Below are 17,652 nucleotides of genomic sequence, written 5' to 3' on the forward strand. Positions count from 1 at the left end.
AGGCGCTGATGGCGACGTCGTCGCCGAGGAGCGCCTTCACCGCGAAGGCATAGAGGCAGCGCTGAAGCTCGCGTCCACCGTTCAGGCGAATGTCGCCGCGCGGCGGCCTGCCGGTCTTGTAGTCGCGAACGAGCGCACGCTTGCCGTCGCCCGAAATATCGAGCCGGTCGATATAGCCGGCGATGTTGAAGCCGGTGTCGGGAATCGTGACCGGCGCGTTCGTGTCCCATGGCGCCGCCGCGTCCGACTTTGGCTGCGAGCCGCCGAACGGCACCTCGCCGAAAGCGCGTGCGCCGGGCAGGACTTCGTCGCCGTAGGCCAGGGCGCGGCCGGCCATCAGGCGCGCGTCGTCGAGGGTGCGGCCCCAGATGACGGCGGGCGGAACCGGACGCTCGCTCTCCCAATCGGCGGCGACGGCTTGTGCGGCCCGGGCGACCGCCGTTTCGATGGTCTCCATGTCGGCGGCGGCGAGCCCGCCGCCGGTTTCGAGATCGCGCAGGGCGCTGTCGAGAACCATGTGGACAAGATCGCCGATCCCGAGCGCGTCGAGCACCAGCGGTTCAGCGCTGCTCTGCGGCTCGCGCCATCCGAACGCATAGATCCACACGAAGCTGAGCGGGTTGCGCAGCAGGCGGCGCAGCGAGCTGGCCGACTGGGTGCGATCGAGGATGGCGAGCACAAGGGGATGGTCGGCGCGCACCAGCCCGTCATGGGGCGTGATCTCGGCCTGTCGCCAGTCACGCCAGCAGCCCTGCGCGCCGATCGCTTGCGGATCGACGGCGAAGTCCTGCGGCCGGGCCATGAGACGGTCGGTTTCGCTGAAGGCGTGGGCGGGCGCCGCGTTGCGGCGCAGGTAGGTTTCATCGCCATGCCCGGCGAGCAGCGGGCTGCGTCCGAGCAAGCGACCGTCGGCATCGCGCCGGGCGCGTGACAGAACGACCGCGCCGGCGGTCGTGGCGAGGATCGTCTCGAAGTCGCGGCGGTCAGCGAGATTGACCGGCAGTGGATCGAGCACCGGGGTCGGGATGATATGGTCCGGGATCAGCCGGTCTTCGGCGATCCCGCGCGGCCAGCGCGAGGAGTTGAGGCCCAGGAGCCGAACGAAGCGGCGCGGCGACGCCGCAAGCGCGCTGGCCGGCATCCAGGCGACGCAGACGCACGCTTCCAGACCGTCGTCCTGCTTCAGGGTTTCCAGTGTCGCGTCGATCGAGGCGGCAGGCCCGGCGAGCAGCGCCTTGCGCCAGATCGCGAGCGCGCGGCCCTTGAGGAAGGCGTCGCCGATCTCGGCGGCGGCGACGGGGCCTTTGGCCAGAAGCTCGACACCTGCGCGTAGCGCCGGGGCGTGATCGGCGCCATCGGGCCAGTCTTCGGGCGTCAGGCGGGCGAGCAGGCGGTTCCAGGCGCCCGATGTCGAAAGCGGGGCGTCTGTAGGCAGGACGCGCAGCCAGCCTTTGGGGAGGGGTTCGAAAGGTCCGCTGTCCCGGCACAGCGTCGCCAGGCGGCGTAGCCGCGACTGCGACAGGCCGCGCACGACGATGTCGGCCAGCGCGGCGGCGGCCTGGCCTTCGCGCGTGGCGACGGTCCGGACGCCGTGAACGAAGTGCAGGTCGATATTGGCGTCGGCGCGCAGAGCCAGGAAGTGATCGTCATAGTCCGCAGGCGAAGCGGTCGCGAGGGCGATTTCCGAGGGCGATACGCCCGAGGCCAGGAGGCTTCGCACCCAGCGCATCGCCTCGATGGCCTCGTGATAGGCCGTCGCCGCGCTCATGGCGCTGACTTCGGGCGTTTGCGCCGGCGCGCGCGACACGGCGACGTCCATGCCCTCCAGCCATGCAGGCGCGTTCCTTGGGCCGGCGGTCCACTGCACGGGAATATGGGCGGTGAGCGCCTGAAGCAGCGGGCGCCAGCAGGGCGAGAGTTCGGTCAGTCCGGTGATTTCCATCGGACCGAGCACCGCCGGCGCGTGCGCGAGGCGGGTGGTTGCGGCGGCGACGATGTCCAGGGGGCGCATCATGCCGGCCGGAAGCTGATCGAGGACGGCGGCTTCGAGGCGCGCGATTGCGCCGAGACGAGGATGATCGGCGGCGCGCGCGGCAAGGTCGATACCGGCGCGCCAGGCTTTATGCAGGGTGTCAGCCGCTGCATCGATCATGCCCGGCAGGGCTTTGATGCTTTCCAACTCGGCCATCGGCGTCACAGGCAGGGCGGCCTGGATGGCCGCGCGCAGACTCTCGTCGTCGATCGGACGGACGAAACCGCCGGCCAGCCGCACCGCGGCCTGCTCGAACGACATGATCTGGAGACCGTGACGGCCGTCACGCCCTGCCGCCAGGCGGCCTTCCCGAATGGCGAGGCGGCCGTGAACGACCAGGGTAGATCTATAGGCGATGGTCATGGCCGCTCTCCTTCCGGGCGTCTCTCGACGTTGGGGTGCCGCGTCAGTGGCGGCGAACGCCGCCAGCTGGCCGGTGTGCTGTCCCGAGTGCTGCCGTACATGCTCCCTCCCGCCTGCATCCGATCGTCCATTGACGAAAGCCCCTAATGGGAATAATAATTACACGGACGGACATTGGTTGTCCATATAGTTTTTATGCCCATTGAACCGAGACGGATGCGATGACAGAGGCAGCGACGACGTTGAAGTGGGGGGTAGAGCGCCGGCTCGAATTCATTGAGTTCCGGCTGTTCTGGGAGGGTTCGATCAATCGCGCCGGCCTGGTAGAGGCGTTTGGCGTATCGGTTCCTCAGGCGTCGAAGGATCTGACGCTCTATCAGGAGCGGGCGCCTGGAAACATGGAATACGACACGCGCGCCAAGCGCTATGTCGCCGCCGAGAAGTTCATGTTGCGCTTCCTCGATCCTGATCCTTACGTCTATCTCGCGCAGCTTCGCTCGGTCGCCGAAGGCGCTGTGCCGTTACATGATTCCTGGATTGCGGCCCTGCCCAGCGCCGATGTCGCGCTGACGCTGAGGCGCGACATCGACATAGAGGTGTTGCGCAAGATCCTCGACGCCAGCCGTGAGGGCGTCTCCATCGAGGTTTTCTATCAGTCGATGAACACGGCGCGACCGGACCCGCTCTGGCGGCGCATCACGCCTCACGCTTTCGGCTATGACGGCTTTCGCTGGCACGCCCGGGCTTATTGCCACCTTGAGCACAAGTTCAAGGATTTCCTGCTGCCGCGCATTCTGGATGTGGGGGCGAAGGGCGAGCCGGGAGAGACTGGCGAGCGGGACTGGCTGTGGAACAATTATTTCGACGTCATGATCGGCCCGCATCCTGCACTGACGGCGAGCCAGAAGAAGGTCGTGGCCAAGGATTACGGGCTCGATCAGGGTAATGGCGTGCTCACGGTGCGTTATGCGATGCTTTTCTATGTTTTGAAGCGCCTGGGGTTGCTGGGTGATGCTGCAAAACAAAGCGCCCATACACAGCATATCGTGACAATAAACCGCAAGGAAACTGAGGCCGCGCTCGAGCGGGCTGAGCTTCAGCTATGAACGAAACGGGGGCGCTGACTGATGGCGGCAAGGCTTGAGGACATAAAGAACGGCGCATCCGTGCGGGGCGTGGCCTCGGCGCAGGCTGTGCATGTCATTTCGGTCGACTGGATCGGCGATCAGGCGGTCAATGTCGTTTTCCGCGATCACAATGGCGCGGTCGCCGAGGCGGTTCTTTATCGGGACGACGAGCACCGTCTTGAGGTCGAGCAGAACGGGCGGCCGTGGTCGTTCGACGCCGATGGCGCCTTGCTGCGACTGGTGACAGAGGCCAACCGCATCAAGCTGGCGCACTATTTCGATCCTTATCTGGCGATTCACACCAGCCTGGTCGATCCGCTGCCGCACCAGATCTCCGCCGTTTATGGCGAAATGCTGCCGCGTCAGCCGTTGCGTTTTCTCCTCGCCGACGATCCCGGCGCCGGCAAGACGATCATGGCTGGGCTGCTGATGAAGGAGCTGATCGCCCGCAGCGATCTTGAGCGCTGTCTCGTCGTCGCGCCGGGCAGTCTGGTCGAGCAGTGGCAGGACGAACTCGGCCAGAAGTTCAATCTCGAATTTGACATTCTCTCTCGCGACATGATCGAGAACTCGCGGTCGGGCAATCCGTTCAGCGACCGGGATCGGCTGATCGTCCGTCTCGATGTGCTGGCGCGCAACGAGGAGCTTCAGGAGAAGCTCATGAGCGCGCGCGAATGGGACCTGATCATTTGCGACGAAGCCCACCGCATGTCAGCCACCTATTTCGGGGGCGAGGTCAAATATACGCGGCGCTATCAGGTCGGCCAGAAGCTCGGCCAGGTCTGCCGGCATCTGCTGCTCATGTCGGCGACACCGCACAACGGCAAGGAAGAGGATTTCCAGCTCTTCATGGCCCTGCTCGATGGCGATCGGTTCGAGGGCAGGTTCCGGGACGGCGTCCACTATGCCGACACCGAAGACATGATGCGGCGGCTGACCAAGGAGGAACTGCTCAAGTTCGATGGCCGGCCGCTCTTCCCCGAGCGGCGGGCGCGCACGGTCAAGTATCAGCTCTCGGAAGGAGAAGCCGCGCTCTACACCGCCGTCACCGAATATGTTCGCACCGAGATGAACCGTGTGCAGCGCTTCGCCGAGGGCGACGGGAAGAAGCGCAACAATGTCGGCTTCGCCTTGCAGATTCTCCAGCGGCGTCTCGCATCGTCGCCGGCGGCCATCTACCAGTCGCTCAAGCGCCGGCGCGAACGGCTCGAGAACGAACTGGGCGAGGCGCGTCTTGCCGCCAAGGGGCGTCGGTCGGGCATGGGCGAACCGGCGGTCAACGCCGACATGCTGCGCAACATCGAGGAATATGGCCAGGAGGAGATCGACGAGCTTGAGGATCTGATCTCGACGGGCGCGACGACGGCGGAGACGGTCGAGCAACTCGCCCTGGAAGTCGAGACGCTAAAGGGTCTGGAAACCATGGCGCTCGGCGTTTTGCGCTCGGGCGTGGACACGAAGTGGAGCCAGCTCAATCGCATCCTCGATGACGATCTCATGATCGATGCGGCCGGCAACCGTCGTAAATTGATCATCTTCACCGAGCCCAAGGACACGCTCCATTACCTGCTTGACAAGGTTCGGGCGCGGCTTGGCAATCCCGAGGCCGTCGAAGTGATCCATGGCGGGGTGTCGCGTGAAGAGCGTCGCAAGGTCGTCGAGCGCTTCATGCAGGACAAGGACATGCTGGTCCTCATCGCCAACGACGCGGCGGGCGAAGGCGTGAACCTTCAGCGTGGCCATCTCATGGTCAACTACGACCTGCCGTGGAACCCGAACAAGATTGAACAGCGCTTTGGCCGTATCCACCGCATCGGCCAGGCCGAGGTGTGTCATCTGTGGAATCTCGTCGCCGCCGATACGCGCGAGGGTGAGGTCTATGCGCGGCTGCTGGAAAAGCTCGAGGCGGCGCGCGAGGCCTTGGGCGGCCGTGTCTATGACGTGCTCGGGGAATTGTTCGACGGCGTGGCGCTCAAGGATCTGCTGTTCGAGGCGATCCAGTATGGTGAGCAGGAAGACGTCAAGGCGCGCCTCTTCCAGCAAGTCGATGGCGCCGTCGATCAGGGACATCTGCTGGAACTGCTGCGTCGCCGGGCGCTGACCAACGACACCATGCCGGAGGCCAGGGTCGAGGAACTGCGCCTGGAAATGGAGCGGGCCGAGGCGCTGCGCCTGCAGCCGCACCATATCCAGAGCTTCTTTGTCGAGGCGTTCCAGCATCTGGGCGGCCGGATCAAGCGCCGAGAGGAAGGGCGTTGGGAAATCGCCCATGTGCCCGTGCGCATCCGCGAGCGGGATCGTCAGATCGGGACCGGCGCGCCGATCCAGACGCAATATGAGCGGATCTGTTTCGAGAAGGACAAGATCAACCAGCAGCCGGTCGCCGCCTTCGTCTGCCCCGGCCATCCGTTGCTCGAAGCGGTGATCAGCCTGATCCGCGAACAATATGAGCAGATCATGCGCCAGGGGGCGATTCTGGTGGACGACACCGACGCCGGTGACGCGCTGTCGGCGATCTTCTTGCTGGAGCACAGCGTCCAGGACGGACGTGTGACCAGCGCCGGCAAACCGCATGTGATTTCGCAGCGATTGCAGTTCGCCGCCATCGACAAGGCCGGCGCTACGGTCAACGCGGGCATCGCACCGCATTTGAATCTGCGGCCTGCCACGCCGGAGGAGGTCGCCAGTGTCCGCGATCTCCTGGACGAGAGCTGGTTGACTACGGATCTGGAAAAGGCCGCGATCCGGTTCGCGACGGTCGAGCTCGCCCAGGGTCATGTCGGCGAGGTCAAGGCGCGGCGTTTGCCCGAGATCGAAAAGGTCGAGCAGGAAGTTCGCGCGCGGCTCAAGAAGGAGATCAACTACTGGGACGCGCGCGCCTTCGAGCTGAAGGAGGAAGAGCGCGCCGGCAAGAAGACGCGGGTGAACTGGCAGAACGCCCAACGCCGGGCGGAAGATCTGGCGGAACGGCAGAAGCGCCGCATGGACCATCTTGAGCGCGAGCGGTTCATCTCATCGCAGCCGCCGCGCGTGCGGGGCGGCATGGTCGTCATTCCGCGCGGCCTGCTCGAAGCGCGTCAGGCGCCAGGCGTCCCGAACCACTTCGCCGAAGATCCCGCCGCGCGGCGACGGATCGAGCTTGCGGCGATGGAAGCCGTGATGGCGGCGGAGCGCGCGCTGGGCAATGTGCCGGCTGATGTCTCGGCCCAGAAGATCGGCTACGACATCGCCTCGCACGATCCGAAGTCGGGGCATCTGCGCTTCATCGAGGTCAAGGGCCGTATCGACGGCGCGGACAGCGTGATGGTCACGCGGCAGGAGGTCATCACCTCCCTGCATGAGCCGGAGAAGTTCATCCTGGCGATCGTCTCCGTCAACGCCGACGTTGCTCAGGCGCCTCGCTATGTGTGCGGCCCGCTCGTGGAGCGGGAACCGTCCTTCCTCGAAACCGCGATCCAGTTCGACCTGCGGCGCTTGCTGGAGCGCGCAGAGGCGCCGCTATGACGGCGACCTCCCAGATGGCGACGGCGCCCGCCGCGTGGCCCGACTATTTCCAGCCGATCCAGGACCGCGCCACCAAGCGATGGGATCAGCTTGAGGCTGATCCTGAACTTGCAGGGCCTTGGCACCAGCTTTTCAAGCAGGTCCAGAGCCCTCGCCATATCCTCTCTGAGTTGCTCCAGAACGCCGACGATGCCGGCGCCAGCGAAGCCTGTGTGTCGATCGAGAATGAACGCTTCGTGTTCGAGCACAATGGCGAGGACTTTATCGAGGCCCACTTCGCCTCGATCTGCCGCTTCGGCTATTCCAACAAGCGAGCCCTTCACACGATCGGGTTTCGAGGGATCGGGTTCAAGAGCACCTTCAGCCTGGGCGATCGTGTCGAGCTTGTCACGCCGACCCTGGCGGTCGCCTTCGAGCGCGCACGGTTCACCCAGCCGCATTGGATCGACGGCCGCAATCTGACGTCGGGCGTCACGCGCGTCGAAGTAGCGATTGCCGATGCGCGGTTGCGGCGGGAGGTCGAAAAGAACCTCGATGAATGGTTGAAGAGCCCGGTTTCGCTGCTCTTCTTCAAGACAATCCGCCGCTTGCGGATCGGTGACAGCGAGGTGCATTGGCAGAGCCTTGGACCCGGCCCCATCGCCGAGAGCGAATGGATGGCCCTGGATGAGAAGGCGGACGATCCCTTCCTGTTGGTGCGATCGGGCGAGGAAGCCTTTCCGGACGAGGCGCTCGACGAGATCCGTAATGAGCGGATGCTGGGCGCTGAAGACAGTGGTGATTTCCCGCCCTGCCGGGTCGAGATCGTGCTGGGCGCGAAGGGCAGACTCTATGTCGTTCTGCCGACCGGGGTTGAAACGGCGCTCCCCTTCGCCTGCAATGCGCCCTTCATTCAGGACCCGGCGCGCCTCAAGATCAAGGATCCGGAGACTTCGCCAACCAATCGTTGGCTGCTGAAACGGGCTGGCGAGCTCGCGGCCAGCGCCATGGTGGAGTGGCTGGAGCAGACGAGGACGAGCGCACAGGATCGGTCGGACGCCTATGGCCTGCTGCCCGACGTGGACCGTGAGGCGGCCACGCTTGAGGGGGCATGCGGCGCGATCGTCGAACTGGCGTTTGACGCCGCGATCGATGGCCGGCCGATGCTTCTGACCGAAGAGGGGCAGCTGGTCGGCGCCAAGGCCGCGATCACCGTTCCGCGGCCGATTTTCGACATCTGGCCGGCCGACCAGGCTATGGCGTTGCTCGACGCCAAGTCCCGGCCGGCGCTGTGCAGGCACGTATCGGCCAGGAACCGGACCACACTCGTTCATTGGGGTCTGGTCGAGGAGTTCTCGAAGTCGGATTTGCTTGAGCGTCTGCGCAGCAATCACCTGCCACGACCTGCTACCTGGTGGCACCTGCTGAACCTGTGGGCCTATATCGCGCCCGAGGTGACGGGCTGGCAGTGTCACGACGCCGACGCCCTGCGGATCGTGCCGGTGCAGGGCAAGGAGGTGCTGTATGCGGCGTCGGAAATCGTGCGGCTCGGTGAGAAGAAGCTGCTCCAGTCAGAGGAAGATTGGGAGTTTCTCGCTAGCCATCTGATCGTCCTCAACCAGAACTGGACCCGGTTTCTTGCCGAACAGCGCCGCGACAAGGCGGAGGGAGAAAGCCGCAACGACACTGTCGAGGCGGCCTTCGCGGTGCTGGAGGAGATCGGCCTAGACGGAACGAGCGACGTCAACGCTGTGATCGAGCGCGTCGCCGCCGACTATTTCGGCTCCGGGCAACCGAAGCTCGCCGAGTGTGTTCAACTCGCCCAAATCGCGGCCAAGCTCGGCGTCTCCATTGGCGACTCCTTCCGGTTTGCCTGCGCCGATCTGAAACTCCGGGCGATCGACAAGGGCGTGTTGTTCGACGAAAATGGCGCTTTGGAAGGTTTGCTGCCGGATTCGGTCCGGAAAGCGCAGCTTCTGCACGCAGACTATGTGGCCGGTTTCAAATCCTGCTCGCGGGAGGATTGGCTTCGCTGGATCGGATCCGGTCGCTCCGGCCTCCTGAGGTTCATACCGTTCGTCCAGAAGCGTCAAAGCATCTACGGGCGACAACAGCTCACGGCGGAAGCCCAGGCGCGTGGGGCACGCGGGACGCTTTACTATCCCTACGTCACCAACCAGTTCGTCATTGAGAGTTGGGATTTCTCTGCCGACTACTGGAGGCATTGGGAGGCGCTGTCGAAGGATGACGCGGGCATCTGGACCAAGATCGTCGGCAAGATTCTGGATCAGCGCGACACCTATTGGTCGCGGGCCGCGGGTGCTCGCCTGTCGCAGGTCGCGACCACGGGATCGACACGATCGGTGACGTCGGAGCCTTTGCTGGCGGATTGGCTGCTGAAGCTGAGGGCCAAACCCTGTCTTCCCGATACGCGGAACATGATGCAGCTCCCGGCGGACCTGGTGCGCAGGACGCCGGAGACGGAGGCGCTGATCGATGTCGAGCCCTTCGTGCATGGGCTGCTCGACCGGGAAACGACACGCCCGCTCCTCGACCTTCTCGGCGTCCGCAGTACGCCGAGCGGCCCCGGACGCCTGCTCGACCGACTGCGCGCGTTGGCAAAATCCGACAGGGCGCCGGTGCATGAGGTCGAGAAATGGTATCGTCGTCTGGACCAGATGCTTGACGGTTGTTCGACCACAGATGCGCAGAACATCAGGAGCGCCTTCAAGACCGAGAAGCTGATCCTCGCCCATGACGGCACATGGGCCACGTCCGGCGGCGTCTTCCTGACCGGCGACGAGGAAGATGTTCCCGGCGCCGCCGTTGTGCGCGTGTCCGTGCTCGACCTCAGTCTGTGGCATCGCATCGGCGTCGCCGACCGTCCGTCTGCGGATCTGGCGCTGAAATGGCTCGGAACGCTGGCCTCGGGAAAGGCGCTGTCCTCCGACGACGCCCGGCGAGTTCGGACCCTGCTGGTCCGATACCCGACCCGCATCTGGGAAGAGCGCGGACATTGGCTGAACCTCGTGGGCGAGTGGGCGCCGGTCGAGACGCTCGGCTATGGCCTGAGCATGCAGACCCTGTTCCGGTGGAGCCATCTGCACGAATGGGTCAAACGCAAGACCGCCGATTTTCAGCGACTGTCGGGAGAGACGGTGCACGCGCCGCCGTTCTCGGCCCTGCCGGCCTTGTCGGATCTCGTCGAAGAACGCTTCAACCAGCCGTCGCTGCTCGCCGGCATGGAGGATCGCCGCGCCTGGCTGACGGCGTTCGGCACCCAGCTTGGACGGATCGAGCTTGCCGATGCCGCCGAGACCGAGCGTGTGCGTGTGCTGGCGGAAGCGATTGCTGCGACGAGCTGGGTTCAGACCCCCAAGCTGGAAGTCATCCCCTACCTGGACGGTGTGCCCGCAGGCACAGCGCGGCTCACCGACATCCTGTGGCTCGACCGCAAGCTGTTCGTTAGCCCGCTGACGAAGGCCAAGCTCGCCAAGCGCGTGCCGGAAGAGATCGGCAGGCCTCTGAGCGCGGATATTCGCGCGGCGCTGGCCTATGCGTTCGAGCGCTCGCCCGAGGATATCAGGGAGTATCTCGAGGAGAATTTCACGCTCGGTCCCCAGCACATCGCCGCCGCTCCGATCGTCGAAGTCCAACTCCCTGCCGAACCTGGCGATGATGATGGCGTCGACCAGGTCGCGGAAGACGAACGCGGTGATGCCGAGCCCGCGGATGCGGATGATCTCCTCCTGGCGGACGAAGATGAGCCGGCGTCGCAGCCTGAGCCCGTCTCGCCAACCGTGGAACCGGATCGAGAGCTGATCGAGACGGAGATGGCGAGCAGGCCCCGCGTCGCGCCGAAGCCGCCACGCCCCAGTGTCATGGCGCGGTTTGCGTTGGCTGAAGGCTACAAGGCTGACGGCGAGGACCGTTTTTTCCATGCGGACGGGAGCTGGATCGGTCGCGCCAACGGGACACGTTTTCCGTGGGAGCGCCGCTCGGCATGCGGCGAGGTTCTGCGGCATTATTATCCCAAGGACCATTGTCTGGAGCACGAACCGCTCCAGCTCGAGGCCGATCTCTGGGGGCTGCTCGACCAGAAGCCGGACCTCTATTCCTTCATTCTTATCAACCCGGAGGGTGGTCCCGTCGAGATGACGGGCGCCCGCCTGCGCGCCCTGCGCGACGGCGGCGAACTGACCATCCATCCCGCAACCTACAGGCTGGTTTATGACCTCGACGACTAACACCAAGAAGAAATTGATTGAGGTTGCGATCCCGCTTGAAGCGATCAACGCCGCCTCCGCACGCGAAAAGTCCATCCGGCATGGGCATCCGTCCACGCTGCATATGTGGTGGGCGCGGCGGCCGCTGGCGGCGTGCCGCGCGGTGCTGTTCGCCCAGCTTGTCGATGATCCGTCGAGCGACCCCGGGAAATTCCCCACGCCCGAAGCGCAGGAGGCCGAACGCAAGCGCCTGTTCGGCATCATTGAGGAACTTGTGGTGTGGGAGAACTCGACCAAGGAGGAAGTGCTGGAACGCGCCCGCGCCGAGATCCGCAAGAGCTGCGGCGGCGAGCTGCCGCCGGTCTATGATCCGTTCTCGGGCGGCGGTTCGATCCCGCTGGAGGCGCAACGCCTCGGTCTGCCCGCTTATGGGTCCGACCTGAACCCGGTCGCGGTGATGATCGGCAAGGCGATGATCGAGATCCCGCCGAGGTTCAAGGACAAGCAGCCCATCCATCCGGGCGCGAAGGACCGGCAATTCTACCGCAACGCCGAGGGGCTCGCCGAGGACGTCAAATATTATGGCGAGTGGATGCGCGAGAAGGCGTGGGAGCGCATCGGGAATCTATATCCGCAGGTGGAGCTGTCCAAGGAATATGGTGGCGGCCAAGCGACAGTAGTTGCCTGGATCTGGGCGCGAACGGTGCCTAGTCCCGATCCTGCGTTTGCCAACGTCCAGGTGCCGATCGCTTCAAGCTTCCTGCTCAGCACCAAGACCGGCAAGGAGGCTTGGGTCGAGCCTATGGTCGATAAGCAGGCCAAGACCATTTCCTATCGGATTAGGCATGGCGGAACCAAAGCCGAGATCGCCGCGGCTAAGGAAGGGACCAAGGCGGGTCGTGGCGCGAATTTCCGATGCCTTATGTCGGATACCGCCATCACCCCTGACTATGTGAAGAGCAACGGACGCGCTGGTAAAATGGGCCAGACGCTGATCGCGATCGTCGCCGAAGGCCATCGCACCCGTGCTTATGTTGCACCTACGGATATGCACAGAACGCTGGCCTTGTCGGCAAAGCCTGCGTGGAAGCCCGAGGCCAGCCTGCCGAACGATCCTCGCAATTTCTGGACGGTAGACTACGGACTCACGACCTTCGGTGATCTATTCACTGATCGTCAGTTGGTGGCCCTGAATACCTTTAGCAGCCTAGTGCATGAGGTGCGTGCGCAGGTCGAGGTTGATGCGTCGGCTGCAAGCAAATCCTCCAACACGGCCCCGCTGCGTGATGGTGGTGATGGTGCAAAGGCATATGCGGAGGCGGTGAGTGTATATTTGGCTTTCGCGATCTCGAAATTAACAAACCTCGGCTCAACCGTGACAAGCTGGATGAGCGATCGAGGAGCCCTGCGCGAAACTTTTGCTCGCCAAGCGATTCCGATGGTCTGGGATTATGCTGAAGTCAACTTCTTCTCGAACTCAGGGGGGAATTGGTCGACGCCGGTCGATAAGATCAGCAGGGCAATTGCAGATTTCCCCGCGTCAGGAATTGGATCTGTTAAACAAGTTAATGCTGGGGAAGTGATTTATGAGGCTGGAACGGTAATTTCATCCGATCCGCCCTATTATGACAACATCGGATACGCAGACCTTTCAGATTTTTTCTTTTGCTGGCTCAAGCCTAGTCTAAAAGAAATCTACCCATCGATTTTCGGTGTTTTGGCGACGCCGAAAACTGAAGAATTGGTTGCGACCCCTTATCGGCACGGCGGTGCGGATGCTGCGGAGAAGTTTTTCCTTGAAGGAATGACGGCGGCAATTGGAAGAATGGCTGACGGAACGGCCGCAGATTTTCCCGCCACGATCTACTATGCTTTCAAGCAAAGTGAAGTTGAGCAGGAAGGAATCAGCTCAACGGGCTGGTCCACCTTTCTGCAAGCGGTTATTTCCGCTGGTTTTTCTGTGCTCGGCACATGGCCCATTCGTACCGAAAGCCCCGGGCGGCTGATCGCCAAGGGCACCAACGCCCTCGCCAATTCGGTCGTTCTCGTGTGCCGAAAGAAGGAAGCCACGGCCGAAATCATCTCACGTGCCGAATTCATCCGTGCTTTGAAACGCGAGCTGCCGCCGGCGATCGCCGAGCTTCAGGCTGCCAATATTGCGCCGGCAGACATGCCGCAGTCGGCCATCGGCCCCGGCATGGGTGTGTTCTCACGCTACAAGGCCGTGCTGGAATCCGACGACAGCCCGATGAGCGTGAAAACTGCACTTCAGCTCATCAACCGGGAACTGGATGAATATCTCGGCGGCATCCAGGGTGAGTTCGACGCGGACACGCGGTTCGCCATCACCTGGTTTGAGCAGAATGGCATGGGCAAGGGCGAATACGGTACGGCCAACAGCATCGCCACCGCGCGCGGTATCTCTGTCGATAGCGTCAAGCACGCCGGTATCGTCGAAAGCGCCGCCGGCAAGGTCCGTATTCTCTCTCGCGACGAACTCGCCGGGGATTGGGAGCCGGAAAGCGATGGCCACCTGACGGTGTGGGAATGCCTCCAGCACCTGGTCCGCCTGCACGAGAAGGACGGCATCTCCCACGACACCGCCGTCCTGATGAAGAAGATCAACACCCAGGCCGAGGCCGTGAAGGATCTCGCCTACTGCCTTTACGACATCAGCGCTAACAAGCGGAAGGATGCCAAGGAGGCCACGGCTTACAACGCCCTGATCGCCGACTGGACCGAGCTGACAAAGGCCGCGGCGGCCATTCACGACACAAGCGGCGATCGTCAGATCCGGTTGGATATTTAAGGGGGAACGGGACGTGGCAAAAAGTACGCGCCAATATGTGTTTGAGGGGATGGAGCTGCTGCCGTCGGCGCTGATCCCCTTCGTCGAAAAGAGGCTGGAGACCTCCCTCAAGGGGCACTGGCAGGTCCAGGTTCTGGAGAAGCTGCCGAACCTGCGCCCGAACAGCAACGGCGAGGTCGGCTGGGATCAGGCCGCGCTGTTCAACGCGATGGATCGGTTCTGGGCTGAGGCGTTCAAGACCGTTCTTGGCCGTGCGGAGCGCTCGCTGGTCAACGAACTGGGCGACGTGCGCAACAAGCTGTCGCACAATGAGACTTTCACCTATGACGACGCCGAGCGCGCGCTCGATTCCATGCGTCGGCTGATGGAGGCGATCAGCGCGGGGGAAACGGCCGAGCAGCTCGGCAAGATGCGCGACACCATCCTGCGCACCAAGTTCACCGAGCTGGCGCGCAATGAGGAACGCCGGAAGACCCAGCGCCTCGAAATTTCGGTCGAGACCGTGGCCGGCCTCTTGCCGTGGCGCGAGGTGGTCGAGCCGCACCAGGATGTCGCCACCGGTGAGTTCCAGCAGGCAGAGTTCGCGGCCGACCTCGCCAAGGTGCATTCGGGAAGCGCGCCGCCGGAATATCGCGATCCGCGCCAGTTCTTCAGCCGCACCTATCTGACGGAAGGGTTGAGCACGCTGCTGATCGGCGCGGCCAAGCGGCTGTCCGGCAGCGGGGGCGATCCGGTCGTCGAGCTGCAGACCAACTTCGGCGGCGGCAAGACCCACTCAATGCTGGCCCTCTATCACATGGCCGGGCCGACGCCGGTGCAGGACCTGTCGGGCCTCGATCAGTTGCTGGACAAGCTCGGCCTGACCGTGCCGAAGGCCGTCAATCGGGCGGTCCTGGTCGGCACGTCGCGAGGACCGCAGGACGTGCTCCACGCGGAAGGCGACCTGAAGATCCGCACGACCTGGGGCGAACTCGCCTGGCAGCTCGGCGGCGCAGACGCCTTCGCCATGGTGGCGGAAAATGACGCCAGCGGCATTGCGCCAGGCTCCAACCTTCTGGAGGCGCTCTTCAAGAAATATGCGCCGTGCCTGATCCTGATCGATGAATGGGTCGCCTATCTGCGCCAGATCTACAAGGTCGAGGGCCTGCCGTCCGGCTCGTTCGATGCGAACCTGTCGTTCGTTCAGTCGCTGACCGAGGCGGTTAAGGCCAGCCCCGGCACGCTGCTGGTCGCCTCCTTGCCGGCGTCTCAGATCGAGGTGGGCGGCGAAGGCGGCCAGGAGGCGCTCGCGCGCCTCAAGCAGACCTTCAGCCGCGTGGAATCCTCGTGGCGGCCGGCGAGCCAGGAAGAGAGCTATGAGATCGTCCGGCGGCGGCTGTTCAAGGAAATCCCCGGCGACAAGTTCCATCACCGCGACAACACGCTGAAGCAGTTCGCCAAGCTGTACCGGGAAAACGCCAACGATTTCCCGCAAGGCTGCGCGGATGAGGATTATCGGCGCAAGCTGGAGAAGGCCTATCCGATCCATCCCGAGCTGTTCGACCAGCTCTATACGAGCTGGGGTTCGCTTGAGAAGTTCCAGCGCACGCGCGGCGTCCTGCGCCTGATGGCGCAGGCGATCCACGAACTTTGGATGAACGCAGACCCGTCGGTGATGATCATGCCGGGCAGCGTTGCGGTGAGTTCGCCGCGCGTGGAGCCGGAACTGCTCCATTATCTCGACGTGACCTGGCAGTCGATTATCGCCGGCGACGTCGATGGCACGGCCTCCACCCCGTACAAGGTCGATCAATCGGCGCCCAACCTTAACCGCTATTCGGCGACGCGCCGCGTCGCCCGCGCGATCTTCATGGGTACGGCGCCGACGCATCAGCAGCAGAACACCGGACTCGACGACAAACAGATCAATCTCGGTGTCGTGCAGCCGGGCGAGCGTCCGGCGATCTTCGGCGATGCGCTGCGCCGGCTGACCAATCAGGCCAAGTTCATGCATGCCGATCTGGGCCGCTATTGGTACTCGATGTCGGCGAGCCTCAACCGTATCGCAGCGGATAAGGCGGCACAGATTGAAGCGGCACTGGTCGATGTGACAATCGACGCGGAACTCGGGAAATATGTGAATGGCCTCGCCGATCGCGGGCATTTCGACGCGGTTCAGGTCGCGCCGGCCTCGTCAGCCGAAGTCCCCGATGAGGCGGGCGGCGTGCGTGCCGTTGTGCTGGGGGTCCAGCATCCGCATAACGGGCGCGACGGTTCGGACGCGCTGGTCGAGGCGAAGGACATCCTCACTCAGCGCGGCAGCACGCCGCGCGTCTATCGCAACATGCTGGTGTTCATCGCTGCGGAGGCCCGCCAGCTCGATCATCTGAAAGACGCCGTGCGCGCGTCCCTGGCGTGGGGCGAGATCGTGCGCGACACCGAGCGGCTGAACCTCACCCAGAGCGACAGTGCGCTGGCCAAGGCGAAGCTGACCGAGGCGAACGAGACGATGAAGACGCGCCTGAAAGAGGCGTGGTGCTATCTGCACTATCCCGCCCAGGAAAGCGCGCAGGCGGATTGGGAATGGGTGTCGGGCAAGATTCCGGCGCAGGACGGGCTGCTGGCCCGGGCGAGCAAGAAGCTGGTGGCCGAGGAGGGCCTGCTGACGGAATTGGGGCCGTCGCGCCTCGACCGTGACCTGCAGAAATACATCTGGAACGACAAGCCGCATTTGTCGCTCAAGGACCTGCGGGAATATCTCAACCGCTACATCTATCTGCCGCGTCTCAAGGGCCAGGACGTACTGGTCAAGACGGTGCATGCGGCGGTGAGTGGCATGCTGCCCGGTCCGTTCGCCTATGCCGAGCGATGGGAGGAGGGGGCCGGCACCTATCTGGGGCTGGCGATCGAGCGGGCGGCCAGCGCCGCGGTCGTGATCGACAGCGACAGCGTCATCGTGACACCGGAGGTGGCCGAAGCCCACCGCCCGGCGCCGGTGCAGCCTGGATCGGGCGACACAGCCTCGGGGCCGGGTGGTGGCACGCCGGCGCCCGATGGGCCGCCAATGGACGACGCGCCGACCACGCCTGCGCCGGAAAAGAAGCCGACGCGGTTTTCCGGCACCGTGATGATCTCGCCGGATCGTCCGGCCCGGGACATCCACCAGATTGTAGAGGCGATCGTCGAACAGCTCACCACGCTTCCGGGCAGTCAGGTGAAACTCAGGCTCGAGATCGAGGCGGAAGTGCCTGAAGGACTCGAGCGCTCCAAGGTGCGAACCTTGGTCGAGAACGCCAATACGCTCGGCTTCATCGAAAAGTCGCTGGAATAGCCGATGGCGCAACTTGGGGTAGCCTTACACGTCGGCACAATCGCATGTGCCGACAAATCCTACTTTCTCCCGGCCGGTCCCGCCATCGACCGGGCCAAGCTTAATAACCGCCGACATGCTGGATTGTCGTTTTGCGCGGACCAGACCATGCTGAACGGCAGCACCTCACCGGCAAGCTTCCGATAGGCGACCCCCGGAAACTGCGCGACGGTCGTCGCTTCACTCGTCAGAGTGAGGCCCCGACCGAGAGCGACCAGAGATAGGATATTGTCGCGGCCGACCTGCTGAGACTGAATATCGAG

At 63.9% G+C, this 17,652-nt stretch carries 6 protein-coding genes and 1 pseudogene; 5 read left to right on the forward strand and 2 right to left on the reverse strand.

Features of this window, described 5'->3' with window-relative positions; genetic code table 11:
* Positions 1-2,395, reverse strand: a 2,395-nt coding sequence (locus tag V7082_RS18045; RefSeq protein WP_334150769.1) for a PD-(D/E)XK nuclease family protein, incomplete at its 3' end; no start/stop codon positions are given.
* A 221-nt stretch (positions 2,396-2,616) separates the two neighbouring features.
* On the opposite strand from V7082_RS18045, the gene V7082_RS18050 reads away from it, so the two are divergent.
* Genes V7082_RS18050 through V7082_RS18070 form a run of 5 tightly spaced genes read left to right on the forward strand, consistent with a single transcriptional unit; the run spans position 2,617 to position 17,350 of the window.
* The gene (locus V7082_RS18050) at positions 2,617-3,501 is read left to right on the forward strand and encodes a WYL domain-containing protein (RefSeq protein WP_334150771.1); all 885 of its coding nucleotides are present in this window, start codon (positions 2,617-2,619) and stop codon (positions 3,499-3,501) included.
* 21 nt (positions 3,502-3,522) lie between these two features.
* On the forward strand, positions 3,523-7,026 hold the full coding sequence (locus tag V7082_RS18055; RefSeq protein ID WP_334150773.1) for a protein NO VEIN domain-containing protein: 3,504 nt from the start codon (positions 3,523-3,525) through the stop codon (positions 7,024-7,026).
* Positions 7,023-11,252, forward strand: coding sequence for a sacsin N-terminal ATP-binding-like domain-containing protein (locus V7082_RS18060; RefSeq protein WP_020818580.1), 4,230 nt, complete (start codon positions 7,023-7,025; stop codon positions 11,250-11,252). Before V7082_RS18055 ends, V7082_RS18060 begins: the two co-directional genes overlap by 4 nt.
* Complete coding sequence (locus V7082_RS18065) at positions 11,236-14,040, forward strand: DUF1156 domain-containing protein (RefSeq protein ID WP_021223869.1); 2,805 nt, start codon at positions 11,236-11,238, stop codon at positions 14,038-14,040. Before V7082_RS18060 ends, V7082_RS18065 begins: the two co-directional genes overlap by 17 nt.
* 49 nt (positions 14,041-14,089) lie before the next feature.
* Positions 14,090-17,350, forward strand: a complete 3,261-nt coding sequence (locus V7082_RS18070) for a DUF499 domain-containing protein (RefSeq protein WP_334150775.1) — start codon at positions 14,090-14,092, stop codon at positions 17,348-17,350.
* Positions 17,351-17,409: 59 nt separating this feature from the next.
* Here V7082_RS18070 and V7082_RS18075 read toward each other — a convergent pair.
* A pseudogene (locus tag V7082_RS18075) lies at positions 17,410-17,652 on the reverse strand (LysR family transcriptional regulator); the annotation flags it as partial.

The organism is Hyphomicrobium sp. (assembly GCF_036833075.1).
In the GTDB taxonomy this organism is placed as follows: domain Bacteria; phylum Pseudomonadota; class Alphaproteobacteria; order Rhizobiales; family Hyphomicrobiaceae; genus Hyphomicrobium_C.